We start from the raw sequence: 24,214 nt of genomic DNA, 5'->3' as shown, positions 1-24,214 counted from the left end.
GGAGGCGATTTTTGACAGCAGACAGGCTGGACGACAAGCCCCTGATTGGCAGAACCTTAGAGCGTGCTGTCTGCCCGCAAAACAGCACCAAGCAGAACATTGGCTCCGGCTTCGGCCTCGCTTTCCGTAATGCTTTCTTCCTCGTTATGGCTCAGGCCATCTCTGCAGGGCACAAAAATCATGGCCGTTGGTGCAACGCGTGCAAGATACGCAGCATCATGCCCCGGGCCTGAGACAATCGAAAGGGGATCGTAGCCCATCTGGCGCGCAGAATCCGCGACCATCTCTACGCACCGCGTATCAAAATGAACTGCGGGAGCATCCCAGATGGAGACGATCTCCAGCGTCACTCCGCCAGCTTCAGCAATGCTGTGGAAGCGATCCATGAACTCCCGCTCCATGGTCGCGACGACGGTATCATCCGGGTGACGGATATCCACCGTGAAGAATGTCTCGCCAGGTACGACATTATTGCTGTTCGGGCGATTTTCAATCAGACCCACTGTACCCACGGCCCCCGGAGCATGGCCCAGTGCTATCTCTGAAAGAGCAACAACCATTCGGGACGTTGCCAGCAGGGCATCGTGACGCATCGGCATGGGGGTGGAGCCAGCGTGGGCGTCTTTGCCCTTTACGGTCACCTCGTACCACCGCATTCCCTGAACGCCAGAAACTGCCCCGATAACGTGGTCTTTGACTTCAAGAATGGGACCCTGCTCGATATGAAGCTCGAAATAGGCCGCGATAGGGTGATCGCCACAGATCTCTTCACCGCGGTACCCAATATAAACAAGCTCATCTCCAAAGCGTGCCCCTGCACGATCTCGCTTGTCCAGAACCTCCTGTTCCGTAAAAACGCCTGCGAAAACGCCGGAGCACATCATCGGAGGTGTGAAACGAGACCCTTCCTCGTTTGTCCAGTTAATCAGTTCGATGGGGTGGCGCGTTGTATGACCGGCTTCATGAAGCGCCCGTAGAACCGCCAGTCCGCCCAGAACCCCCAGAATACCATCAAATTTCCCGCCGGTTGGTTGGGTATCCAGATGACTGCCCATCGTGATGGGAGGGAGGCTGTTATCAAGTCCCGGGCGGCGGGCAAACATGTTGCCCATCGTATCGACCGTGATGGTGCAGCCCAGGCTTTCACAGGTCGAGGCGAACCACTCGCGAACCTGTTTATCTTCTGGGGTCAGTGTTAACCGACGGATACCGCCTTTTGGTGTTCCACCAAACCGGGCCGTATCCATCAGATCTGCCCAGAGAGCGTTCCCGTCAATCCGCATATTGCTATGAAACATGCCAGTCTTCTTTCATCCGTCCGTCTGGTGACCCTCTGGCCGCCGCGTCATGCCTCTCAGGCGGGAATACGATTGGGGTTGGAAGGATGATGGGGCCATGTCAGTTCCCCATCTACGGGTTGTGGAACCATTGTGATGCAATCATCCACCGGGCAGACATGCGCACAGAGATTGCAGCCCACGCACTCCTCTTCGATCACTTCGTAATGTCGGCGATCAGACGTGTTTTTCTTGGAAATTGCCTGATGGGACGTATCCTCGCAGGCAATATGACAGAGACCACACCCGACACAGGCATCCTGATCGATATTGGCGAGGGTCTTGAACTTCATGTTGAGCTGGTTCCACGGCACGAACTGCGAGACAGCCCGCCCTGTCAGATCCTCCAGCCGCTCATAGCCTTTCTGGTCCATCCAGTTGGACAGGCCATCAATCATGTCTTCCACGATGCGGAAACCATAATGCATCGCGGCGGTACAGACTTGAAGCGATCCTGAGCCCATTGCAAGAAATTCGGCAGAATCCCGCCAGTTGCTGATTCCACCAATTCCGGAGATGGGAATTCCAGCCATGATAGGATCTCTGGCAATCTCTCCGATCATACGAAGGGCAATTGGCTTCACGGCAGGCCCGCAATAGCCGCCATGTGTCCCTTTTCCGCCCACAACCGGCATGGGCGCCATGGCATCCAGATCTACGCCAATGACGGACTGAATGGTGTTGATCAGGGATACAGCATCCGCCCCACCTGCCCGCGCGGCGCGTGCGGGCATCAGGATGTTAGTCACGTTTGGCGTCAGCTTGACGATCACCGGCATCCGCGTGTTCTGCTTGCACCAGCGTGTCACCATTTCAACGTATTCCGGGACCTGCCCGACCGCCGCACCCATATTGCGCTCGGACATGCCATGCGGGCATCCGAAGTTCAGTTCGATCCCGTCTGCGCCTGTTTCCTCAACGATTGGTAGAATGGCTTTCCATTTATCTTCCTCGCAGGGCACCATGAGGCTGACGATAAGGGCGCGATCCGGGAATTCGCGTTTGACGCGCTTGATTTCCGCGATGTTGGTCGCAAGCGGACGGTCCGAAATCAGCTCGATGTTGTTGAGGCCAATCAGTCGACGTCCCTCAAAGCCCAGGGCTCCATAGCGGGAGCTCAGATTGACGACCGGTGGATCTTCGCCAAGCGTTTTCCAGACAACACCACCCCATCCCGCCTGAAAGGCCCGGCGAACGTTGTATTCCTTGTCAGTCGGGGGCGCGGAAGCAAGCCAGAATGGATTGGGAGATTTGATTCCAGCGAAAACCGTGCGCAGGTCAGCCATTGTGGTCAGCCCTTTCCGTGTTGGATGCCATCAGTTCATTATGAAGCGCTTCAGCCGCGTTCCGTCCGTCCCGGACAGCTGCAACGGTAAGATCTTCTCCTGCCGTACAGTCGCCACCCGCATAAACTCCCGGCATGGAAGTGCGTCCTGTCTCATTCACAACAATGCGCCCGTTTTCCACGAGGATCTGGTCGTTTCGCACTGGGTCTGGGACAAAAACCTGCCCGATTGCTTTAAGGACCATGTCGGCCGCGAGTGTGAAGGCATTCTGCGGATCGTACCCGCCATCAGGCGTGCCTCGAAGGAATGTGATGCTCCTGATAGCCCCGTCTTCGATATTGAGTTGACTGGGAGACGCCCAGAATCTGACCGTTACGCCGTTTGTCTGGGCCCATTCCCGTTCAACTTCCGTGGCCGACATGTGCTCAGCCCCGCGGCGATAAACCAGCGTTACCTCTTCCGCACCCAGACGTTTTGCCTGCACTGCTGCGTCAACTGCCGTGTTGCCGCCCCCAATCACGACAACCCGCCTGCCAACTACAACTTCCGAGAGATTCCGAGAGCGCAAGGTCTCGATGAAATCGACCGCGTCCAGAACGCCCTCTGCAAATTCGCTTTCCAGGCCGAGAGCGCGGACACCTGCCAGACCCAGCCCCAGGAAAACGCCGTCATAGGTCTCGCGAAGGCCTGCAAGCGTGATGTTCTCCCCGAGCGTCGCGTTACCCTGGAAAGTGATCCCCCCAATCTCCAGGAGGAAATCGATTTCTTTCTGGGCGAAATTGTCAGCAAGTTTATAGGCCGCGACACCATACTGGTTGAGGCCACCGGGTGCATCGTGTCGATCAAAGATCGTGACATCATGCCCATGCATGGCCAGTCGATGTGCGCAGGCCAGCCCAGCAGGTCCTGCTCCTACGACGGCCACGCGCTTTCCGGTGCTTGCAGCCCGCTGGAACGGGTGGGTCTTCTGCTGCATTTGCCAGTCTGTAGCAAACCGCTGAAGTGCGCCTATTCGAACGGCATGATGAGCTTCAATCGCGGTGTGAACACATTTCTGCTCACACAGAATTTCGGTCGGACAAACCCTTGCACACGATCCGCCCAAGATGTTGGACTGAAGAATGGTGCGCGAAGCGCCGGCCAGATTGTCAGATGCAATGGCTTTGATGAACCGTGGGATATCAATGTCTGTCGGACAGGCCTCAACGCATGGAGCGTCGTAGCAGTAGAAACATCGATCAGCTTCTAGCGCTGCCTGTTCGGGCGACAGACCGGGATGAGCATCGGCGAAGTTCAGTTCCAGAGCGGTTTCCGGCAATCGGCCACATGCAATATCGAGTCGCATACTCGTCTCCTGCCTGACTTGGTTCGTAATCGGAATGGTATGAGTTCGAAATACTCTCTGGCAAGGGTTTTCTGACCAAACGTTCAGTTTATGCGAGACTATGGGGTCTAGGTGAGAACCTGCGGCGTTTGAGGAAGCGCCTAGTCATGAGAAATCGCGTCGAGAAGATATTGGATCAGGACGTGCGTTTTCTTCCCCCAACGCTTTTCCGATGAGGACAAATCCATCATTCACGGGACGTCCAATCAAGGCGCCCATCATCGTTCGCTCCGTAAATCAAGGCATCCAAGTTCAAACACTGAGCCACGCGATACGGAGTAGCCTTTGAAGTGGAATGTGGTAGGCTGGCACTCTGTTTGTTGGACGCAGAAAGCTTTGACACCTCTCATGCGATTTACCCGCCTGCGTTTTCTCATTCCTGTCTCGTGTTTATTGGCGAGTGAAGGATGTACCCTCCAGGGCGCCCCTTCTTTTCCAGTTGTAGGGGCTTACTTTCCGGACTGGATGGTCTGTGGCCTCATCGGGGTTGCGGTTGCCGTTGGATTGCGAGTGATATTTCTTCTAACCGGCCTTGATGCCATCCTCAGCTTTCGTCTCTTCACCTATGTAGCGCTGGGCGTTATCGCCGCACTGACTGTGTGGGCGCTGGTGTTCGGGCCTTGATGATGCAGCGCGTTCATGTCTCAGGCAAAAAGCCTATTGGTATTATTGTGGCTGTTATCTGTGTAGGGGCCGCCGTTCTGTTTGGCGTCCATGTCTCGCATGAAGACAGCACTCATCCGTCTTCTGACAGCGGAAGTATTGACGCGGAAATGGTGCACGTCGCCTCCACCGTTGGCGGACGGTTGAAGGAACTCAGAGTTGTCGTCAATCAACATGTTCATAAGGGTGATGTTCTTTACCAACTTGATCCTGAACCCTACGAACTGATCGTCCGACAGGCTCAGGCCAATCTGGATCTCGCGAATGCGGAGGTCGAGAACCAGACACGGCTGCTCAGCATCAAGACATCCAACGCCGCCACGGCAGATGATCAGGTTGTTCGTGCCAGAACCAATCGTGATTTGGCCGCACGTACGGTGGAGCGCCTGAAGCCGCTTGCTGGCCAGTCCTATATTCCGTGGCAGCAGTATGATCAGGCTCGTGTGGCACTCCACGACGCTGAAGTGTCGCTTTCGCAGTCGAAAAACCAGTCTGTCGCAGCGACAACAGCGATCGGAGATCTGAAGAGCTCTCTTGCCGCACGGGACGCCAGTCAGGCAGCCCTGGACCACGCAAAATACGAGCTACGCCAGACTGTTGTTACAGCTGCTGCGGATGGCTATGTCACGAGTTTACGGGTTAAAGCTGGCGAAGTTCTCGCGCCGTCTCAGGTCCTGTTCACGCTCATTGCTGATGACGAGTGGTACGCTACCGCCAATATCCGTGAGATCAATCTCTCGTCCGTTCAGATTGGCGACTGCGTGACTGTTCACTCAATGATTGATCGCAATAGTCCTCTACGCGGACACGTCGAAAGTATTGGTTGGGGCGTTCTGTCTGTAGATTCTGCTGGCATTGCCCGGTCACTGCCCATCGTGCCGCGCCAAATGGACTGGGTTCACGTCGCCCAACGCTTTCCGGTGCGTATCAAGCTGGAGAGGGCAAACCCACTTTTGCTAAGACTTGGCGCCACAGCAACCGTTGAGATCCGGCATGGCGCTGCCTGTCCCTGACACTCTGGCGAATGCCCCGTCGTCTTCCAGCATGAGAGGGCCGGGACTGGGATTGGCACGGGTCTGGCGGCTGGTCTGTGACCCTGCCCCGGGGCGATTGGGATATGCGCTTCGCATGGCTGCCGCATGCACAACGACCGTGCTGATTGGGGAAATCTGGCAGGTTCCGGAGCTGGCCGTGCCTGCCCTTGTGACCATGGCGCTGTGGCAGAAGGACCGCGTGACAAATGCTCTGGCTGGGGTGGCTGTCAATGTCCTCATCCTCATTCTGCTTCTGATCATTTACGCACTCATCCGCCTGACACTCGATCATCCTATGGGACTGGTGATCATCATTGCCCTTTTGTCGTTCAGTTTTTTCTTTTTGGGCTCAGCCAGCAAGCTAAAGCCTGTGGCTTATATGCTGGGTCTGATTACGGTTTACGGACTGATTGCGATTGATCAGGTCCCGGTTGGAGAAGTCGTGACACGCGCCCTTCTCTACACGGATCTCTTTCTGGCCGTACCGGGGGCGGTCATGATTGTGCTGGGGCTGTTGATTTGCCCATCCCCTAAAAAGATCCTGACGGATAGCATCGCTGCTCGGCTCTACATGGCTGTTCGCCTTCTCCAAACTCCTGATGCACTAACGCAGGAACGAGCGACAGATATGCTCCGGGAAGGCACGGCGGGCATGATGAAGTCCGCCAAGATGGCCTCACTTGAAAAGATCTGGTCCATCCATGATTTGGCCTGCTTGCGACAGGCAGCCAACAGCAGTGTCGCCGTTCTTGCGCTTGCTGATGAGGCGAGCAGGGCAAGACTGCCACCGGGGCAGTTGTCTCGCCTGACCGAAACGCTTGAAGGCATGGCCAGGATTTTTGCTGACGGTGACTATCCCACAGCCATCGAAAGCCCTGTGATCTCTTCGGAGCATCCGTCTTTACAGGCGATAGCCGCTCTACTGCCGAGTTTCACAACCCCTCCTGTCCCTGTAGCTGGAAAATCGCCAGAAAAGAAAAAATCCGGTTTCTTTTCTGAGGACGCATTTACCAATCCAGACCATGTCCGCTTCGCAGTGAAAGGGACTGCTGCAGTGATGCTGAGTTATCTGACCTTCAAGGTTCTGGATTGGCCAGGCATTCACACTTGCATCATCACATGCTTCATCGTCGCGTTGCCTACGATGGGCGAGATGATTTCAAAGCTGACACTGCGCATCACGGGCGCTCTCATAGGTGGGACGCTAGGGATCGCCTCTATTATTGCGGTGATGCCACACCTGAATGGCATCACCGGATTTCTAGCGCTTGTCTTTGCTGTTTCCCTGATCGGGGCGTGGGTCAAGACAGGCGACGAACGGATTGCTTATGCTGGTTTTCAGATCGGTCTGGCATTTTATCTGACAGATCTGAAGGGCTACGGCCCTACAGCAGATATGGCTACCGCGCGGGACCGTATTGTCGGCATCATGCTTGGTAACCTCATTACATATGCCATGTTCACCAGCTTCTGGCCGGCCAGTGCCTACGATCATTTGGGAGCCCGCCTTCGCAAGCTGAAAGATTGCCTGAGGCGCCAAGGGACGACTCAGAGCTCTGAAGATCAGCTTCAGGCGGCCGCTCTTAGTCAATCCGCGTTACTGGAAAGCGAACGAACACTGGAATATGCGATGTCTGAGCCAGCACATATGCGCGCTGACCAGCCCCGTCTTCAGACGGCCCGAAATGCCTTGATCGATGCCTCGAGGCTGGCTGAAGAATTGCTTGTAACTCCCCAGCGGCCAGACCTTGCCGATCGCACGGCACGACTGGAACAGATTGCTTCATGATTCACTTCAAAAGAACCTTTTTGCTGCCGCTCCTACTATCGGGCTGTGCGACCCAGGCACTTGAAACGGCGCCAGCCAGCCCTGATCGGCCATGGCAACCGAATGTCGCTGCAAATGGAGAACTGGTGCCCGGTAAGCCCGGACCACATACATTGGCCGTCCCCGCTGGATACACATTGCCGTCCAATAGTCAGATCCATGTGCGGCCCCCTGCCCCTGAATTGGCGCCACAGGCTGGCCATGCCTATTCCCTTCCTGAATTGATCGATATTGCGCAGTCCGCCAATCCTGAAACCAGACGTGCCTGGAACCTTGCGCGCGATGCCGCTCTGGCTGTGGGAATTACGAAGAGTGCGTATTTGCCCCGCCTGACCGCGACAGTTGTAGGCGGATATAATCATAGCCGTAATGACGGTGCGAACCCGTCGGTCAGCAATGCGGGCATTGCTGAAGACGCAATCAACTCAGGCCTGAGCGGGTTAAACAGCGCTTTGGGCGGTGTTCGTAACAGCAGGTCAGGCGCTGGCGAAATCCAGACCCTGGGTATGGAATGGCTGCTGTTCGACTTCGGCAAACGTGAGGCCGTTATTGCCGCCACAAAGCAGGCACAGATTGCAACCAATGTGCTCTTTACTGCGGCTCATCAGAAAATCATCTACGGGGTGACAACGGCCTATTACACCCATGCCGCAGCCCAAAGCCGTGTCATATTGCTGCGTAAGGCACGGGACAATGCACGCTTTGTGGAGGCGGCTGCAGTCGCAAAGCTACATCAGGGGCAAGGCACCATAGTGGATGTCACGCAGGCTCGGCAGGCTACGGCACAAACTGAACTGCGACTTGTGCAGGCAGAGGGCGACGAACAGAATGCGGCCCTTGAACTTCTGAATGCCATTGGTATTTCGCCGAACACGAAACTTGAGACACTCGATATTTCTGGCCGCCCGCTCGGGCTGGACGATATTCGTCTCACTGACGCATTTGTCCAACAGGCCGTTTCACGCAGACCGGACGTTCTTGCAGCATACGCAAATGCGAAAGCGGCAAAAAGTAGGGTTCGCGCAGCGAAAAGCGAATTTCTGCCCAAGATCTTCATGACAGGAAATGTGGCCTACACCACGGGGCGTCTGGCACTCTCATCCGTGCCGGGAGTGGGAAGTGAGGCTCCCCCAACCCTTAACTTATCGAGTAATGCCTTCAGCAGTTTGATCCTTGGTGGGATTACTGTCCCCATCTTCGACGGGGGAACCAGAGCTGCACTGCTGAAACAGGCCCAGGATCAGTCTGACAGCGCGGATGCGACATTGCAGCAAACAGTCGACAGTTCAGTGAAGCAGATTGTAGTCGCAGAAAATGCGCTCCGTACAAGCCTGAGTGCCTATACCGCATCTGCAAAGCTGGAGACGGCAGCAATGACAAGTTTTGAGGCATCCTCAGCCGCATATCGTAGTGGCGTAGGCTCCATGACGCAGACGAGTATCGCGCAGAATGCGTATCTTGATGCGACACTGAGCCATTCAGATGCCTATTATGCTGCCTTGATCGCCGCGGCGGGGCTTGCGTTCGGCACGGGCTCTCTTAATCAGAATTAGAAGTAACACTTGCCTTTGCTATGATGGGTTTAAGTGGTTCGAAACTCTCGGCGTTCAGGGACATGCTAATGCATTATTTTCCAGGTCAAATTTGTTCTTATTGAGCCAGTGCCGAAAAGCTGGATAAGCGGCCTGTGAGAGGGCAAAGGGTTTACCGTCTATTTCCCCCGAAATGGACGCCACGTTTGTAAATGGCTTATCAAAAAACAATTTATGGACGGCTTTCCCATTGGAATCTCTAATATAGATGGCATTCCAGATATCATGTGACGGGTATTCTTGATTGTCTGAAATTTTATATGATAAAATTATTTTCAAGAGGCTATCATTTTCACTGTTTATTTTATGTGTATATGCATTCGCATATGTTGAAAGTGTATCTTCATTGACACTGAATCTTGACGTTGAGAGAGGCGGGCGCATGAATATTTTTTCAATGTAGCAATTTTCATGTACATCCGATGCAAGCGTCGAATTTATTGGCATCAATAAATAAAAGATTAATATTAGATAATTATATTTTCTCATTTTGCCCTCATTAATATAGATTTATCTAAATATAAAATGGATTTCGAAATTTTTTTCATGATGCTTCTGTGAAATTCGATTGGAACTACAAGATAAAAATTTCGTAAAGTAAATTTAAAAACTAGCCTTTCGCGAACTTTTTTGAATGGGGTTTAGTTCGTCATATTCATATCGATTAAGATGTATTTTGAGGCGTATGGGGAGTGCTCCATTATTCAGTGATCAGACGCTAAGGCGAATCATAAACGATCACGTGACAGCAATTTTTTCATATAAGACCAAACGTGCAACACCAAAAAATTATAAAATGATAAAGAAAAATAACCTTCTTCCGGTATATCTTTATCGTTATAGAAAATATAGAAATAAATATAAAATAATAAAAGCATAGGCAAGATATAAATTACTTACTTCCAAAAATAATTATAAATGCAAGAGTGTTACTTTATAACGGTTATTTCTTTATAAATTTATAAGAAAATAAGAAATATTTTCAATTATGCCGAAAATGTTACCAATAACAGTAACTGCAATCACCATCCTGTTATACCGAACAAAAAATAGTCATTTCTATTATTGGGAAAAAATCCGGATGAAGGGGCATAACGTATCAAACTATGTCTCTGGAGAGCGCCGTTGGAAAAATTACCTGATCCCAATCCTGTCCCGGTCTTTCTCTCCCGCAGGCGTCTCCTGGCTCTATCCGGCGCCTGCATCACCGCTGCTGCAATCGGAACGATTAAGAAAGGTTCTGCTCAAGAAATAGTAGCATCGAACCGGAATGGCGTTTCAGATTTTATGCAGCTATCAACCTTTGCCACCGGCCATAAAAATTTGGATCTCGCTATTGGATCCGCGCTGCTCCTCGCGTTTGAGGCCCAGACACACGATTTTTCTGCTCGCGTAGCAGCTCTTCGCGAAAGGATCGCGAAAAACGGCTATCAGGATGTTGAGGCGCTGGACGAAGGTCTGAACGGGGATCCTTTGCATACCACGCTCCTGCAGATTATCCGCGGTTGGTATGCTGGCGTTATTGAAGGTGGAACGAACGCCAAGGTTTACGCTTTCGAAAAAGCGCTGATGTATCAATCGTCTCGCGATGTCGTCGTCATCCCGACTTACGCTCATAACGGGCCAAATTACTGGGTTGCAGAGCCCAGTTCCGTCGACGTCATGCCGGAATTCTAAGGAAATTATCACAGTGAAAATGCGATATTTTCGTTCTCTGTCCGGCACTGCCCTGACAACGGTTCTGCTTTTCGCAGGAGCGTCTGCACTGGCACAACCGACGGAGCCCACACCCGCTTCAGCTCATCAACCATCTATTAGTCGTGGCCATTATCTTGCGATCGCAGCCGATTGTGCTGCGTGCCATACAAACGGACGGGATGGTCAATTTCTGGCTGGTGGATATGCGATCTCATCCCCGATGGGAAACATTTACTCTACCAACATTACGCCATCCAAAACTCATGGCATCGGAAACTACACGCTTGAACAGTTTTCTCGGGCGTTAAGGCACGGCATTCGCGCAGACGGTGCGCAGCTCTATCCGGCCATGCCTTATGACGCCTATAACCGCCTGACGGATGAAGACGTCAAATCGCTCTACGCCTACATCATGAACGAAGTAAAACCTGTAGATGCGCCCTCGCCCAGGACACAGCTCCCCTTCCCGTTCTCTATCCGTGCCTCACTGGGTATCTGGAAGATTGCCGCGCGCATTGAAGGCAAGCCATATGTCTTCGACCATACCCACAACGATGACTGGAACCGCGGGCGCTATCTTGTTGATGAACTGGCTCATTGTGGCGAGTGTCACACGCCACGCAATTTTTTGCTTGCACCTAATCAGTCCGCTTATCTGGCGGGAGCAGATATAGGCTCATGGCGTGCACCGAATATCACCAATGACCCTCAAAGCGGCATTGGCGGCTGGTCTGACCATGATCTCTACCAATACCTGAAAACCGGCCGAACGGCTCATGCACGTGCAGCAGGACCGATGGCTGAAGCCGTTGAGCATAGTCTGCAGTATCTGCCAGACGGGGATATTTCAGCGATCGTGACCTATCTCAGGTCGGTTCCGCCTAAAGCCGAGGCTGGTCAAACGGTTGCCAATTTCGCTCATCTCGGCCGCCCATCAAGCTATAGCGTTGCCGACGCGAATGCGCGGCGTAACAACAGCACCCTGTCCAAAACAACGGACGGGGCAGCCCTCTACGAAGCCGTCTGCGCAAGTTGCCACCAGTCGGACGGCAAAGGATCAGCGGATGGATATTATCCGTCCCTCGTGGGGAATACCACGACCGGGCAGCGCAACCCGAACGATCTGATTGCCAGCATCCTCTATGGCGTGGATCGTACAACGGACGATCATGAAATCCTGATGCCAGCCTTTGGCCCGGGAACTTTGGTGCAACCGCTCAATGATGAGCAGATCGCGACAATCGCAGATTACGTTCTGAGCCACTTTGGCAACGCGCAGGCCACTGTCTCTGCCGATGCCGTGAAACAGGTGCGTGTTGGCGGCAAGCAGGTCCCTCTCGCCAAACTCGCAAGCCCAGGCGTGATGCTTCTGCTCGGAGCTGGTGGCGTTTTAGGGGCCATCGTCGTGGTGGGTGGCGTCTGGTGGCTGATCAGCCGTCGGAAACAGCGTGTCGCTTAATAGAATTCAAAGGTAAAATCATGTCTGGTGAAACGCTTTCGGCTGATGTCGTCATTATCGGAGCAGGAATCTGTGGGTCCCTGCTCGCCCATAAACTCGTTCGCAACGGTCTTTCTGTCCTGCTCCTGGATGCCGGTCCTCGGCGTGATCGCTCCCAGATTGTGGAGAACTGGCGGAACATGCCGCCAGACAACAAGTCCCAGTATGATTACGCAACGCCCTATCCCAGCGTTCCGTGGGCGCCCCACACCAACTACTTTCCGGATAATAATTACCTGATCGTCAAAGGCCCGGACCGAACAGCCTACAAGCAGGGCATCATCAAGGGCGTTGGTGGTACAACCTGGCACTGGGCAGCCTCAAGCTGGCGGTATCTGCCAAACGATTTCAAGCTGCACTCCACCTATGGCGTGGGGCGCGATTATGCCATGAGCTATGACACGCTAGAGCCATACTACTACGAGGCAGAGTGCGAGATGGGCGTTATGGGTCCAAATGGAGAAGACATTACGCCGTCTGCCCCCCGCAGAAATCCCTGGCCCATGACATCCATGCCTTATGGATATGGAGACCGCACCTTCACGGATGTGGTGAGCAAACTTGGGTTTTCAAACACTCCTGTTCCTCAGGCCCGTAACAGTCGTCCCTATGATGGCCGTCCCCAGTGCTGCGGAAATAACAACTGCATGCCGATCTGCCCCATTGGAGCGATGTACAACGGGGTCTATGCCGCATTGAAGGCTGAAAAGCTGGGGGCCAAGATCATTCCGAACGCTGTCGTGTATGCGATGGAGACGGATGCCAAGAACCGGATCACCGCCATCCGCTTCTATGATCCGGAAAAACAGTCTCATCGTGTCGTTGCCAAAACGTTCGTTGTGGCCGCTAACGGTATTGAAACACCCAAACTGCTTTTGCTTGCGGCCAATGATCGCAATCCGAACGGTATTGCAAATTCATCGGACCTTGTTGGCAGGAACATGATGGACCATCCGGGCATCGGTATGAGCTTCCAGTCTGCTGAGCCTATCTGGGCTGGCGGCGGTTCGGTTCAGATGAGCTCCATTACGAACTTCCGTGATGGTGATTTCCGTTCTGAATATGCCGCGACACAGATTGGCTACAACAACACGGCTCAGAACTCCCGTGCTGGCATGAAAGCTCTATCCATGGGCTTGGTTGGCAAGAAACTGGACCAGGAAATCCGCCGCCGTACGGCTCATGGTGTGGACATTTACGCCAACCATGAAGTCCTCCCTGACCCGAATAACCGTCTCGTCCTTTCCAAGGATCATAAGGACGCTCTCGGTATTCCCCATCCCGAAGTCACGTATGACGTGGGAGAATATGTGCGCAAATCAGCGGTCATTTCCCGACAGCGCCTGATGGACATTGCCAAGGCCCTTGGGGGGACCGAAATTGAAATGAGTCCGTTCTTTACTCCGAACAATCACATCACCGGTGGTACCATCATGGGCCATGATCCGCGTGATTCTGTCGTGGATGAGTGGCTCAGAACGCATGATCACGCCAATTTGTTTCTCGCTACAGGCGCAACAATGGCGGCGTCTGGAACGGTGAATTCCACTTTGACGATGGCTGCGCTCTCACTCCGCGCCGCCGATGCCATTCTCAATGACCTGAAACAGGGGTAAGTGTTTTGTACAAACTATTTCAGCGCCGGACCATTGGCGCCGTCCTAAGTATTTTCATCGCAACAGCAAGTCTTACGGGGCTTGCATCAGCGAAGGACCTGACCGTGAATTTAGAGACGTCAAATACCCTCATCGATCAGGCCAAGAAGCTTGCGGTGGCCAGTCATGCCCGTGTCGCCATCGCTATTGTTGATGCGGGAGGAAATCTGGTGTCTTTTCAGAAGATGGACGGGACACAACTCGGGAGTATCGAACTGGCGATCCGCAAAGCCAAGACCGCGCTCTCATTCGCTCGTCCGACGGCTGACATGGAACATGCCCTCAATAGCGGGAATTACATGATCAGCACTCTGCCGAATGCCCTTCCCGCCGGCGGTGGATACCCGATCATGGTGAACAACGAACTTGTAGGGGCTCTTGGTCTGAGTGGTGGCGAAGGTGAGACCGATGCTCATCTCGCTCAGTCCACAGTCACCACCTTCCTGCAGACTTCAAAGGCAAAGAGCACTGAATGAAAACCCGACGTCCAATGCACAGGAAAAAACTTGCTGGCTTTTTTCTGTGCGCGGCCCTGGGTATCGTTGGTCCCGGCCGTCAGGCGCTCGCCCAGAGCGAAACTTCCCAGAACCTTGCAACACCTGAATCCTACAAGTCCCGTGCTTTTGCGATGGAAGGCATGGGCACCTTCGCGGTCGGTCCCCTCGTCCCGTCTCTTTATGGGAATCCGCATTTGTTTGGAGACTGGGGTGGTGCGCAGACATGGCTGACAAAGCACGGCATGTATCTGAATGTCGCGCTCAATGAAGAATACATGGCCAATGTCACGGGTGGCCGCACGCGGGATAACGTGCTGGCCGGTCAGGTGGCTGCCGAACTGGATGTCGATTGGCAGCAGCTTGCCGGTGTGAAGGGTCTCTGGACGCATCTTCTCGTCATTAACGGCCATGGACGCAGCTTCAGCCATACACTGGGCGATTCAGTCACCAACCCTGAACAGATCTACGGTGCCCGCGGTAACGTGGTTGCGCATCTTGTCTCCATGTATGCGGATAAGTCTTTTTTGAATGACCGCATCATTTTGTCCCTCGGTGATATTCCAACGGGAAGCTTCTTTGCGTTCGATTACGTTGCCTGTTCCTTCATGAACGTGTCGGTTTGCAGTAATTTCGCTCCCGGGAAATACGTCCCGGGTGGACGCGATTGGCCCTCCGGAAACCTTGGTGGTGTGCTGCGTCTCCGTCCGACGGAGCAAACTTACATCATGGGAGGCGTCTTCGCGGTTTCGCCCCATAGTTACAACGGTGGCATTTCAGGCTGGGCTCTTGCTCAGAGTGGATTAGGTAAGGTCTCGTCGCAGATTGAAATCGGCTGGATGCCGTCTTTCGGTAAGAACAAACTGCGAGGCAATTACAAGCTTGGCGCCTGGTACGATAACTCGCGGTATCCGAATCTCTACGAGGACGTGAACGGCAACTCCTTTCAGGCAACAGGCCTTGGGCGGCGCTATGAAGCCGGGATGACGTCAGCCTGGTTCATGTTTGACCAGATGTTGGTCCGCAATGGGCCCGGCATTACCGATGGGCTTATTCTTATCGGCGGTGTTGGGTATGCGCAGGGCAATCTTGTCGCCATGCGAGATCATGAGTGGATCGGAATAGTCGATAGCGGAACGCCGTGGCACCGAAGTGGCGATCAGGCTGGTATCATGTTCCAGCATATGGACATGAGCCATACCGTCACCCTTCAGCAGGAATCATCCCTGGCGCTTGGCCTGCCCTATCTGGATAATCAGTGGGGGCCTGTTTACGGGGTGCAGCATTGGGAGAATGTGTATGAAGCGTTCTACAGCACCCATCTCATGCGCGGCACAACGTTGCAGGCAGACTTTCAATATCTCCAACGCCCAGGGGCTACGACCACCTTCAAGGACGCCGCTGTTATCGGAGGGCAGCTGACTTCCAATTTCTGATTGCCAGAAGTTCGGTTTCACCAGATTGGCTTTCTGCACTCCACATGATGGGACAAAAGCTGACATAGCTTCGTCCCGTCATTTGGTATTATGGCTGAAATTCCCGTTCTTTAAATTCAAAAATTTCAGTTTTCACTCTGGCACAATACAGTTGAAGCTAGCCGCCGTGGTCATAGGGCCGTGTCCATCATATCGGGCAACTTGCGGCCATGCACAGAGCGGTCTTGTGCGTATGACTTTCCCGCTCTCGACCAGAGAGGCAATAATCGTTTGTGGAGCGTCGTGACGTACGACCCACGCATCGATCGCGCCAAGCTTGTTGAACGTGTCGCACCCTGCTCCGCCATAGCAGTGCCCCATACCGGGGATTTCAAGGAGGCGAGCAGACTTCTGTTCTCCTGGTCCGGCATGCTGCATGAGGGCCTGATAGTATCCGGTGAGTTCCTGCGGGTTATGCCCGTCATTCCAGCCAATATACATTAACAGCTTCCCTCCACGCTTGAAGAAAGGCGTCAGATTGTCATCGATATGAAGCAGCGGACCAAGCTTGCTGGTTGCGGAGGCGATGTCAGTGTCCCACTTCAGTGTAGTCCAGTCCCATGCGGGGTTCTGAAAAGCAGCATATCTGAACAGATCAAGAGCCACAGGAAACGCTTTTCCATCCGCTGAAAATCCGTCTTCACTGCCTTTCGCAGGCCCGGGAAAGATAACCTTGCCTGTTTGGGGATCAACCGGGCCACGATAAATCTGCTCCACCGCTTTGACCTCATTGGCCGTCAGGCAGCCCTTCGTATCCTTTCCCTTACACAAAAGCTGCTTAGCCTCGAACCTGCACTTGTCCGGCTCGTCAAGAAAACCCTGGCTTTTCCCGACCGGAGAGGCACATGCCACCATGACTGCGCGGTTCAAAAGCTGGAACTTCTCGCGCCCCACACGCAGTGCGGGATCATGATAGCTCATCCACCCTGCCCAGAGCTGCTCACCATTGAAATTGACAATCGGGTTAGGAGGCGCTCCAGCAACGATGCCATCGTAATCATCGGGGTAACGCTTGGCTTCGATCAAGCCTTCCAGCCCGCCCAGGGAGCATCCAATCCAATATGCATGAGAAGCGGCTTTCCCATAAAAGCGCCGGACGAGCTGCTTTGCCATCACCGTCATCAGGTGGTCAGCGCGATAAGCATAATCCACCAGCTTTTCCGGATGCCCTAGCGTGAAACGTCCCCCCTGTCCTTCGGGCGTAGAACTGTCATGGCCTGTATCTGTGCTGGCAACAGCATATCCTTCACCCAGACCCGTCACCATGCCGTCATACATGAGGGAGCCTGCCCATCCGAAATTTCCGACCCCAAGCAGCTTTCCGTTCCAGCCCTGTAGCGGAAGCCAGATTTCTGTTTGGATTGCTGAATCTGAAGATGGGTGGAGCGTCATAGCCACACGGCAGAATGCCGGGTTGGCAGCCTGAACCGGATGTCCTGCAAGGTTCATGCCGGGGGCTGTCATGATCCGGCTCAGATCTGTTTGCGCGCTGTGCCACTCTCTGGCGTCTATGGTTTCAACCTTGGTAAAGGTCGCATTGGGAAGTGCTAGGCGCGCCAGATCTGCGCAGTTGGCAGCACGCGCCTCTGAAGACAAAAGCAGAGACCCTGAGGCCAAGAAGAACGCCCCCACTGCACAAGTTGCCAGAATTTGACGCGGCAATTGCGTGTGGCGAGAGCGGCGGGGTTGCATGATTGGCATAGGGTCCTCGGCTTTTTGCTTCCGTGGCGTTGTCTGGCGTACCAAAGATCAAGCCTCTGCAACCTAAGACAGCACGACGCAGTCTGAACACCTCAAAGCTGAAGAGGTAAAGCCTTGATCCGTTCCGTGCTGCAATGCAGTGTTTCAGTCTCGCTTTTCGGAAAGGGCCGTCAAGCGGTAGGAGCACCAATGAGGCTGGGCGGGATGAAGAGCATATTTGGGATAATTGGTAGCCTGGTTATGGCCAAATCTCCGTCCATTGCAGCCAGTACTCTACAATTTCGGACGAAAGTGCCGTCAGGATCAAACATGGTCTTCACGCAGACGAGCGTCGCCATAAGGTACAGTTTCCTTATTGTTGCACAAAAGTCTGGTAACCTTCCCTGCTTCCGAAGACCGGCTCCACTTATCTTGTTTGTCACGGTCTGAAACAGCGTGGTTTGTGAACTGCCTGCTTCCCTAAGACCCTATATTTTCCGGCAAAAACGTTCCCCGAACCCGTCGGACTATCAGCTGAACTTCTCTTCTGGAGACTTTTTTTTGCCGGAGACCTCTCAAAAAACCGTGGCCTTTTCTGCTCAGTCTGACGCGGGAGAGGCTCTGCGTTACTCCCCGCTTATTGCTTTTACCATGGCTATTGCGACGTTCATGCAGAACCTTGACGGAGCCATCATCAACACCTCCCTTCCAACAATGGCGCGTTCCTTTGGGGTAAAGACGCTTGATCTTTCGATGGGCGTGACTGCCTATCTTCTGGCGTCGGTTGCTATTTCACCCATCTCTGCCTGGATGGCCATGAAGTTTGGTGAGAAGCGCGTCATGTGTCTGGCTGTAGCGTTTTTCACGCTATCGTCCCTGCTTTGTGGTCTGGCGGAGACACTTCCCATGTTTGTCTGCGCACGGATCGGACAAGGTTTGGCCGGTGCCGTCATGATGCCTGTAGGCATGTCGATCATCCTGCGTCACACGCCTAAAGGCGACCTGATGAAAGCGCAGTCCGTCACTGTATGGCCTGCTTTGTCCGCTCCAATCATTGGCCCGGTTCTAGGCGGCTATCTGACCGAGACCGTCGGATGGCGCTGGAATTTCTGGCTTAATCTGCCCATCGGAATTCTAGCCGTTCTGATCATGCTGCGTGTGGTCCCTGCCGAACCTGCGGAAGGAGCAGGAAAGCTGGATATCAAGGGTTTTGTGCTTTGCGGGACAGGTCTGACCTGCCTGCTGTCTGGCCTTCAGCGCATTTCTGAAACGGGAACGGAGCAGATTGTTGCATGTGGCCTTACAATAGCAGGAGCCATCATCAGCCTGTCAGCCGTTCGTCATCTTAAAGCTCACCCTACTCCCATTCTTTCTCTGGAACCTCTTAAACGCGCCAGCCTGCGATATGCGGCCTTCTACCCTGGGCTAATTTTCCGCGCTGTATTTTCCTCTGCCCCATTTTTGCTTCCGCTGTTTTTACAGCTTGGGCTTGGATTTTCTCCCATGCAGGCCGGAACATGGCTGCTGGCCTATTTCTGCGCCAATCTCGGTATAAAACCCTGGACGTCTGCAATCATTCGGTGGGGCGGCTTCCGGAACATCCTCTTCTTCAATGGCTTACTCGTCGCGGTGTCGCTGCTCCCCTTTACTTTGCTGAACACCCAGACATCTCCAGTCTTGCTAGGTCTCTCCCTCGTGGTCGCGGGGTTATGTCGCTCGCTCCAGCTCACCAGTCTTTCGACGATGGCCTTTGCGGATGTCAGTCACAACGAAAGGAGCAAGGCCGCTGCCATCATGTCCATTCTCGGACAGGCGGGCTCGACTGTGGGCGTTGCCATGACTGCTTTCGGGCTTGCCATGCTCTCTCACGTGTATGGTCACGCCTCAATCAGTCTGCGCGAACTGCATACAGTCTTTCTGCTGACTGCTGTGATCGTGCTGATTGGCACATCTGGTTTCTGGAAAATGTCACGCAACCTCGGGGCAGAAATTTCAGGAAAGCGCAGCTGAATTGATTGAAATATGCGTCTCACGATAAGGTGAGATGAGAACTCGAGCGCTATAGTTCTCGCGCTCATCATCGTTGCTAAAGCACTCGCTCTCCGGCTCCTCACCATGATGCTTAAAAAATCGTGATGGCATACTGGCAAGCACTCTCTCTTTTTACGAGAACTCTCGCGCAGTTGGGAGCGTTCACTGAGTATCTAGGTTCCAACGGTCCGTTTTTCACAGGATCTCATTGCAAATCACGAAACTGACTGTTTTCGGTTTGTGGGCGGTTGATTAGCCGGAACAGACAATTACCAGTCAGCGGAGAAAATGACACCATGGCTTACCAGACGGTCAATCCTTTCACCGAACAAACTGTAAAAACGTACCCTGAACACACGGATGCGCAGGCATTCGAAGCTCTCGGTAGAGCTGATGCAGCTTTCAAATCAGCTGACTGGGGTCAGGGGCCGATCGAGAAGCGACTATCTGTATTATCGAAAATTGCAGATCTCTTTGATGAGCGCGCTGATGATTTGGCGCATGCCGCGAGCATCGAGATGGGTAAGCGGTTTTCTGACGCGAAAGAGGAAGTCAAACTCTGCGGCGGTATTGCACGCTTTTATGCTGATCACGCGAAAGAGCAGCTGAAGCCCACATCCTGCGAGACATCTCTTGGAGAGGCGTGGATCGAAAATGCGCCGATTGGAACGCTCGTTGCTGTAGAGCCATGGAATTTTCCTTTTTACCAGTTGGTCCGTGTTGTTGCGCCAGCGTTCGCGGTAGGGAATTCCGTTCTCATCAAGCACGCGGAAATTGTCCCCCATTGCGCAGAGCTTTTCGAAACCCTCGTTCGTGACGCAGGCGCGCCGGATGGCGCCTGTGTCAACCTGTTCATAACGCCTGACCAGGTCGCGGCTCTTATCGGTGATGACAGAGTGCAGGGCGTCGCGCTTACAGGATCAGAACGCGCTGGCGCAGCGGTGGCGGCTACCGCGGCCAAGCATCTGAAGAAGTCCACTCTTGAACTGGGTGGCATGGATATCTTTGCAGTTCTCGATGACGCCGATCTCGCTTGCGCAATCAAAATCGGCACTGCAGCACGGCTCTCAAACGCCGGGCAGGTTTGCACCGCGGCCAAGCGCTTTATTGTTCATGAGAAAGTTGCAGACGCGTTTATTGCTGGCCTGAAAACAGAGTTTGAAAAAGCCCGTTTGGGTGACCCTTTGGATCCGGCAACCACGCTGCAACCGATGTCGTCCAAGGCCGCATTGGAAACAATCGCCAAGCAAGTGGACGAAGCTGTGAAGCATGGTGCTCAAGTTCTGACGGGCGGAAAGGTCGCTGATCGGACCGGCTTCTTCTACGAACCGACCATTTTGACCGGTATCGACAAGAACAGTCCTTCGTTCAAATCGGAGTTCTTCGGACCGGTGGCGCAGGTTTATGTTGTGAAAAGCGAAGACGAGCTGGTTGCGTTAGCCAATGACTCTCCATACGGCCTCGGTGGATCGGTATTCTCGAAAGATCATGAACGCGCCAAGAAGCTTGCCTCTCAGATAGAAACCGGCATGGTTTTTATTAACCAATGGACCAGCACGGCGCCGGAACTCCCTTTCGGAGGGGTCAAACGATCTGGCTACGGACGTGAGCTGGGCGACCTCGGGATCATGGAGTTTGTTAATCGCAAGCTGGTCGTCGTCGCGCACGGCTGACGAGCTCCTAGACCCACGTATGCGCTTTTATCTGGTGCTCAATATTACGAGCGCTGGATAAAACTGCGTAGCCTGACGCCCGCTCTATTTGTATCACCAGTCTCTCCCCAGCGCAGTCTCTGTAAGTGAGCGCCGGTAAAGATTTCCATAGCCCTTAGACTATGGAGCCGACGACTTCTTCCAAATTCAGTGGCTGGCCATAGAAATGATTGATGCTGTCATTTCTACGCGTAAACCTTCAGGATCATAGTGAAGTTCGGTCTTACCTTGATGTCCCAGGCCAGCCTGTAACAGGCGAATTCCGAAACCTGTCCGGTTTGGCATTGTCACTGATGGGCCGTCAGTTTCCTGCCAGATCAACATCATAGCTGACTCTGGTCCATACCCTTCGACCGTCCAGTTTAAACTCACGATCCCATCAGGGACACTCAGCGCGCCATGCTTCAGGGCATTCGTGGCCAGTTCATGAAGGACCATTGAGAAGGATGTTGCCGTATCGGGCCCAAGGCAAAGGAAAGGTCCGTTCACTTTCACCCTTCCTTCCAAGCCGAGCGGCGTCATGACTGCTACTGTCAGACTGGCAAGGTCTGTAGATTGCCAGTTTCTTCTCATCAATTGATCATGCGCTGAACCTAGCGCAATCAGTCGCGCGGTGAATGTTGTGAGCGCGCTCTGATCCTCAACACCTCGAAAACCCTGATGGGCCAAGCTCTGAACAATGCTGAGCGTGTTCTTCAAGCGATGAAGGATTTCATGGTTAATCAGATCCTGCCGGGACAGAGTATCCCACTCATCCAAACCAGCAAAAATTCTGTCGGCAGCCGTGCGGATGAAAGACGTCTCGTCCACAGTCCATTCTCGAGGCTGAGAGCTATGGACAAAAAGGCAGCCCGTCAGGTCTCCTCCCCTTATTTTCGGGACCAGTACCTGCGCAATGACATTCACGGACTGATAGGCGGACTGTTCGACACTCATCCACGACGTATGGGTGATATCATCCAGAATGAAGACGGAACCTCCGCGAAGGAAATCTGACGTATGCCGAAAGGCTTCGAATGAGAATTCTCCGCTGATGGGCGGCATGTCAGCCGCACACCAACTCTGCTCCACAGTGAAGCGCTCTTCCCGCATGGAAATGCGGGCGAAACCAACGCGCTGCGCATCAAGACGGTTTCCAAGCAACTGACATGTTTCCTGAAGGGCCTTCTGGCGCGTTTCGGCAGTACGAAGGGCATCACCAATGGCGAGAAGCGTTGTCAGCCTGGCAGTCGCATTTCGTTCGGGTGTTACGTCCTGAAGAGTTCCGATCAGCCGGATCGGGCGTCCGGCTTCGTCATGATCCAGAATACCCTGACGGAGAACCCATCGCTCTTTTCCGTCGCTGGCCCGAAGGATGCGGTACTGCAGCCTTAAAGGAGCAGTTCCCTCAAGAATTCGGTTCAGAGTGGGTATCGTCACCTTGTCATCGGGATGGATCAGGGCAATCCATTGCTCTGCCGAAAGAGTAGGAATCAGATCGATGCCTGCAATCCGGCAGACCTCGGGCGACACGGTAATGTCTCCCGACACCAGATCATACTCATAGATGCCTATGCCGCCAGCCGCTCCCGCTGCTTGTTGGAGAGCATATTTTTCCAGAGCATGGCGCCGTTCTGCTTCGGCCTCCCGCACCCGCTTCGCAGCGCGCTGGCTGCGAAGCTGCTGAGCCGTAAAACGCCGTTCCTGAGTAACTGACGCCTGCCTCAAATCCATCAGACGCATGGACTGCCGCGCCAGCGCAGCGAGCCCATCTTTCTGATGTGAGGACAAGCCATCAGATCGTGTTTCAAGATCGACAACGCAAAGGGTGCCGACTACCCTTCCCTGCGTGTCGAACAGTGGATAGCCCGCGTAAAACCGTAGTCCAGGCACACCGCAGACAAGTGTATTCTTCTGGGTGTAGGGATCTGCCAGCATGTCAGGTATAACAACCGGAACCTTACGGGCAATCACTTGCCCACATCCTGAATTTGCAAGCGGACCGAAAGGCTGATCTGTGCCGACACGGGCTGAAAACCACAGTCTGTCCTGATCGAGAATACTGACAAGGGCTATGGGAGTTTGACACAGTGCAGCGGCTGCCACCGCGATGTCATTCAGGTCCGCGTCGGAAAAGGCCGACAGATCTCCGTAGGCATTCACCCGGTCAAGTCCGTCGGCAGAGCCCATTCTCAAGGTATGTCCAAATCCTGCATGGTATCCAGCATACCGCGACTGGCGCTTACCTCCAATCCTGTTTTGGAAGAACGCACCTTCAAATATAACGGCTTTCATACGTCCGGAGTAGAACTGCCAATAAGATGTATCTGGAGGGAGCGTCGTTTGAGACAAAAAACCTCCCTGGCCAGCTTTAGCAAGGGAGGAAGAGGCCAGCTAACGTGTAGGCAATGGATCCCTTGGACGATCAGCCGTTGATAATCATGCCGCCGTTCACATGAAGTGTCTGTCCGGTCACGAATGATGCATCGTTACTCGCGAGGTAAACATATGCTGGGCCAAGCTCGGAAGGGTCTCCACAACGTCCCATGGGTGTATCTTTTCCAAGATCTGCGACGGACTGCGGGTCAACTGGCCCCCAGCTTGCTGGCTGTAGAGGGGTCCAGACCGGGCCAGGAGCGACGGCATTCACACGAATACCTTTCGAAACAAGCTGAAGCGCCAGTGCACGCGTGAAACCCATTTCCGCAGCTTTGGTGGTTGAGTAAGCCAAGAGGGCTTTGTTCCCAGCGAACGCGTTGATGGAGGACGTGTTGATGATAGCACTTCCACTCGCTAGCACTACAGTTGCGTTTTTATTTTAATGCGTGAGAGATATACTGCTGCCTGATAGGCTCGTCGAAACACGGA

17 protein-coding genes and 1 pseudogene are annotated in these 24,214 nt (G+C 53.7%); 11 read left to right on the top strand and 7 right to left on the bottom strand.

Annotation, left to right across the window (positions count from 1 at the left end):
- Window positions 1–56 precede the first annotated feature (56 nt).
- From HK24_RS09590 to HK24_RS09580, 3 genes are read right to left on the bottom strand one after another with little or no spacing between them, the layout of a single operon-like run.
- Window positions 57–1,298 carry a Zn-dependent hydrolase gene (locus tag HK24_RS09590; protein ID WP_086634295.1) on the bottom strand — a complete coding sequence of 414 codons (1,242 nt, stop codon included), beginning with the start codon at window positions 1,296–1,298 and terminating at the stop codon, window positions 57–59.
- A gap of 56 nt (window positions 1,299–1,354) precedes the next feature.
- Complete coding sequence (preA, locus tag HK24_RS09585) at window positions 1,355–2,623, bottom strand: NAD-dependent dihydropyrimidine dehydrogenase subunit PreA (protein WP_086634294.1); 1,269 nt, start codon at window positions 2,621–2,623, stop codon at window positions 1,355–1,357.
- The gene (locus HK24_RS09580; RefSeq protein WP_086634293.1) at window positions 2,616–3,968 is read right to left on the bottom strand and encodes an NAD(P)-dependent oxidoreductase; all 1,353 of its coding nucleotides are present in this window, start codon (window positions 3,966–3,968) and stop codon (window positions 2,616–2,618) included. Before HK24_RS09580 ends, preA begins: the two co-directional genes overlap by 8 nt.
- Window positions 3,969–4,355: 387 nt before the next feature.
- Here HK24_RS09580 and HK24_RS09575 point away from each other — a divergent pair, with 387 nt between their 5' ends.
- The 4 genes from HK24_RS09575 to HK24_RS09560 are packed head-to-tail and all read left to right on the top strand — an operon-like array spanning window position 4,356 to window position 9,085.
- Window positions 4,356–4,631 carry a YtcA family lipoprotein gene (locus HK24_RS09575; RefSeq protein WP_086634292.1) on the top strand — a complete coding sequence of 92 codons (276 nt, stop codon included), beginning with the start codon at window positions 4,356–4,358 and terminating at the stop codon, window positions 4,629–4,631.
- A gap of 2 nt (window positions 4,632–4,633) precedes the next feature.
- Complete coding sequence (gene mdtN / locus HK24_RS09570; protein WP_086634291.1) at window positions 4,634–5,683, top strand: multidrug transporter subunit MdtN; 1,050 nt, start codon at window positions 4,634–4,636, stop codon at window positions 5,681–5,683.
- Window positions 5,664–7,493: an FUSC family protein gene (locus HK24_RS09565; protein WP_086634290.1), complete on the top strand. Its 1,830-nt coding sequence runs from the start codon at window positions 5,664–5,666 to the stop codon at window positions 7,491–7,493. The genes mdtN and HK24_RS09565 overlap by 20 nt, the downstream gene beginning before the upstream one ends.
- Window positions 7,490–9,085: a TolC family protein gene (locus HK24_RS09560; RefSeq protein ID WP_086634289.1), complete on the top strand. Its 1,596-nt coding sequence runs from the start codon at window positions 7,490–7,492 to the stop codon at window positions 9,083–9,085. Before HK24_RS09565 ends, HK24_RS09560 begins: the two co-directional genes overlap by 4 nt.
- A 54-nt stretch (window positions 9,086–9,139) precedes the next feature.
- Here the strand turns inward: HK24_RS09560 and HK24_RS09555 are convergent, their stop codons facing one another.
- Window positions 9,140–9,508 carry a hypothetical protein gene (locus tag HK24_RS09555; protein ID WP_086634288.1) on the bottom strand — a complete coding sequence of 123 codons (369 nt, stop codon included), beginning with the start codon at window positions 9,506–9,508 and terminating at the stop codon, window positions 9,140–9,142.
- A 741-nt stretch (window positions 9,509–10,249) separates the two neighbouring features.
- Between HK24_RS09555 and HK24_RS09550 the strand changes: the two genes are divergently transcribed.
- Genes HK24_RS09550 through HK24_RS09530 form a run of 5 tightly spaced genes read left to right on the top strand, consistent with a single transcriptional unit; the run spans window position 10,250 to window position 15,905 of the window.
- Entirely contained in the window at window positions 10,250–10,801 is a 552-nt protein-coding gene (locus HK24_RS09550; protein ID WP_158092996.1) for a sugar dehydrogenase complex small subunit, read from the top strand.
- A gap of 19 nt (window positions 10,802–10,820) precedes the next feature.
- On the top strand, window positions 10,821–12,281 hold the full coding sequence (locus HK24_RS09545) for a cytochrome c (RefSeq protein ID WP_086634286.1): 1,461 nt from the start codon (window positions 10,821–10,823) through the stop codon (window positions 12,279–12,281).
- 20 nt (window positions 12,282–12,301) lie between these two features.
- Window positions 12,302–13,936, top strand: coding sequence for a GMC family oxidoreductase (locus tag HK24_RS09540; RefSeq protein ID WP_086634285.1), 1,635 nt, complete (start codon window positions 12,302–12,304; stop codon window positions 13,934–13,936).
- 5 nt (window positions 13,937–13,941) lie between these two features.
- The gene (locus HK24_RS09535) at window positions 13,942–14,451 is read left to right on the top strand and encodes a heme-binding protein (RefSeq protein WP_233126213.1); all 510 of its coding nucleotides are present in this window, start codon (window positions 13,942–13,944) and stop codon (window positions 14,449–14,451) included.
- Window positions 14,448–15,905, top strand: coding sequence for a carbohydrate porin (locus HK24_RS09530; RefSeq protein ID WP_143412309.1), 1,458 nt, complete (start codon window positions 14,448–14,450; stop codon window positions 15,903–15,905). Before HK24_RS09535 ends, HK24_RS09530 begins: the two co-directional genes overlap by 4 nt.
- A gap of 132 nt (window positions 15,906–16,037) precedes the next feature.
- Here the strand turns inward: HK24_RS09530 and HK24_RS09525 are convergent, their stop codons facing one another.
- Window positions 16,038–17,645, bottom strand: coding sequence for a tannase/feruloyl esterase family alpha/beta hydrolase (locus HK24_RS09525; RefSeq protein ID WP_086634284.1), 1,608 nt, complete (start codon window positions 17,643–17,645; stop codon window positions 16,038–16,040).
- Window positions 17,646–18,209: 564 nt separating this feature from the next.
- Here HK24_RS09525 and HK24_RS09520 point away from each other — a divergent pair.
- A complete protein-coding gene (locus HK24_RS09520; protein WP_233126211.1) occupies window positions 18,210–19,634 on the top strand; it encodes an MFS transporter in 1,425 nt (474 codons plus the stop codon).
- Window positions 19,635–19,951: 317 nt separating this feature from the next.
- On the top strand, window positions 19,952–21,328 hold the full coding sequence (locus HK24_RS09515; RefSeq protein WP_086634283.1) for an NAD-dependent succinate-semialdehyde dehydrogenase: 1,377 nt from the start codon (window positions 19,952–19,954) through the stop codon (window positions 21,326–21,328).
- 186 nt (window positions 21,329–21,514) lie between these two features.
- Here the strand turns inward: HK24_RS09515 and HK24_RS09510 are convergent, their stop codons facing one another.
- Together HK24_RS09510 and HK24_RS09505 are read right to left on the bottom strand one after the other, a co-directional pair.
- Window positions 21,515–23,536, bottom strand: a complete 2,022-nt coding sequence (locus tag HK24_RS09510; RefSeq protein ID WP_158092995.1) for a GAF domain-containing protein — start codon at window positions 23,534–23,536, stop codon at window positions 21,515–21,517.
- A 235-nt stretch (window positions 23,537–23,771) separates the two neighbouring features.
- Window positions 23,772–24,143, bottom strand: a pseudogene (locus HK24_RS09505) (SDR family oxidoreductase); the annotation flags it as partial.
- Window positions 24,144–24,214: the final 71 nt, after the last annotated feature.

The organism is Gluconobacter sp. DsW_058 (genome assembly GCF_002153615.1).
GTDB lineage: Bacteria > Pseudomonadota > Alphaproteobacteria > Acetobacterales > Acetobacteraceae > Gluconobacter > Gluconobacter cerinus.
Note: the sequence above shows the minus strand (reverse complement) of the source record. Positions and strands in the feature narration are given on the sequence as shown.

What these genes read in the sequence shown, in the direction of transcription:
- HK24_RS09590 (WP_086634295.1), bottom strand. Translation starts at nt 1,298, where the DNA reads ATGTTTCATAGCAATATGCGGATTGACGGGAACGCTCTCTGGGCAGAT.
- preA (WP_086634294.1), bottom strand. Translation starts at nt 2,623, where the DNA reads ATGGCTGACCTGCGCACGGTTTTCGCTGGAATCAAATCTCCCAATCCA.
- HK24_RS09580 (WP_086634293.1), bottom strand. Translation starts at nt 3,968, where the DNA reads ATGCGACTCGATATTGCATGTGGCCGATTGCCGGAAACCGCTCTGGAA.
- HK24_RS09575 (WP_086634292.1), top strand. Translation starts at nt 4,356, where the DNA reads ATGCGATTTACCCGCCTGCGTTTTCTCATTCCTGTCTCGTGTTTATTG.
- mdtN (WP_086634291.1), top strand. Translation starts at nt 4,634, where the DNA reads ATGCAGCGCGTTCATGTCTCAGGCAAAAAGCCTATTGGTATTATTGTG.
- HK24_RS09565 (WP_086634290.1), top strand. Translation starts at nt 5,664, where the DNA reads ATGGCGCTGCCTGTCCCTGACACTCTGGCGAATGCCCCGTCGTCTTCC.
- HK24_RS09560 (WP_086634289.1), top strand. Translation starts at nt 7,490, where the DNA reads ATGATTCACTTCAAAAGAACCTTTTTGCTGCCGCTCCTACTATCGGGC.
- HK24_RS09555 (WP_086634288.1), bottom strand. Translation starts at nt 9,508, where the DNA reads ATGCGCCCGCCTCTCTCAACGTCAAGATTCAGTGTCAATGAAGATACA.
- HK24_RS09545 (WP_086634286.1), top strand. Translation starts at nt 10,821, where the DNA reads ATGCGATATTTTCGTTCTCTGTCCGGCACTGCCCTGACAACGGTTCTG.
- HK24_RS09540 (WP_086634285.1), top strand. Translation starts at nt 12,302, where the DNA reads ATGTCTGGTGAAACGCTTTCGGCTGATGTCGTCATTATCGGAGCAGGA.
- HK24_RS09530 (WP_143412309.1), top strand. Translation starts at nt 14,448, where the DNA reads ATGAAAACCCGACGTCCAATGCACAGGAAAAAACTTGCTGGCTTTTTT.
- HK24_RS09525 (WP_086634284.1), bottom strand. Translation starts at nt 17,645, where the DNA reads ATGCCAATCATGCAACCCCGCCGCTCTCGCCACACGCAATTGCCGCGT.
- HK24_RS09515 (WP_086634283.1), top strand. Translation starts at nt 19,952, where the DNA reads ATGGCTTACCAGACGGTCAATCCTTTCACCGAACAAACTGTAAAAACG.
- HK24_RS09510 (WP_158092995.1), bottom strand. Translation starts at nt 23,536, where the DNA reads ATGGGCTCTGCCGACGGACTTGACCGGGTGAATGCCTACGGAGATCTG.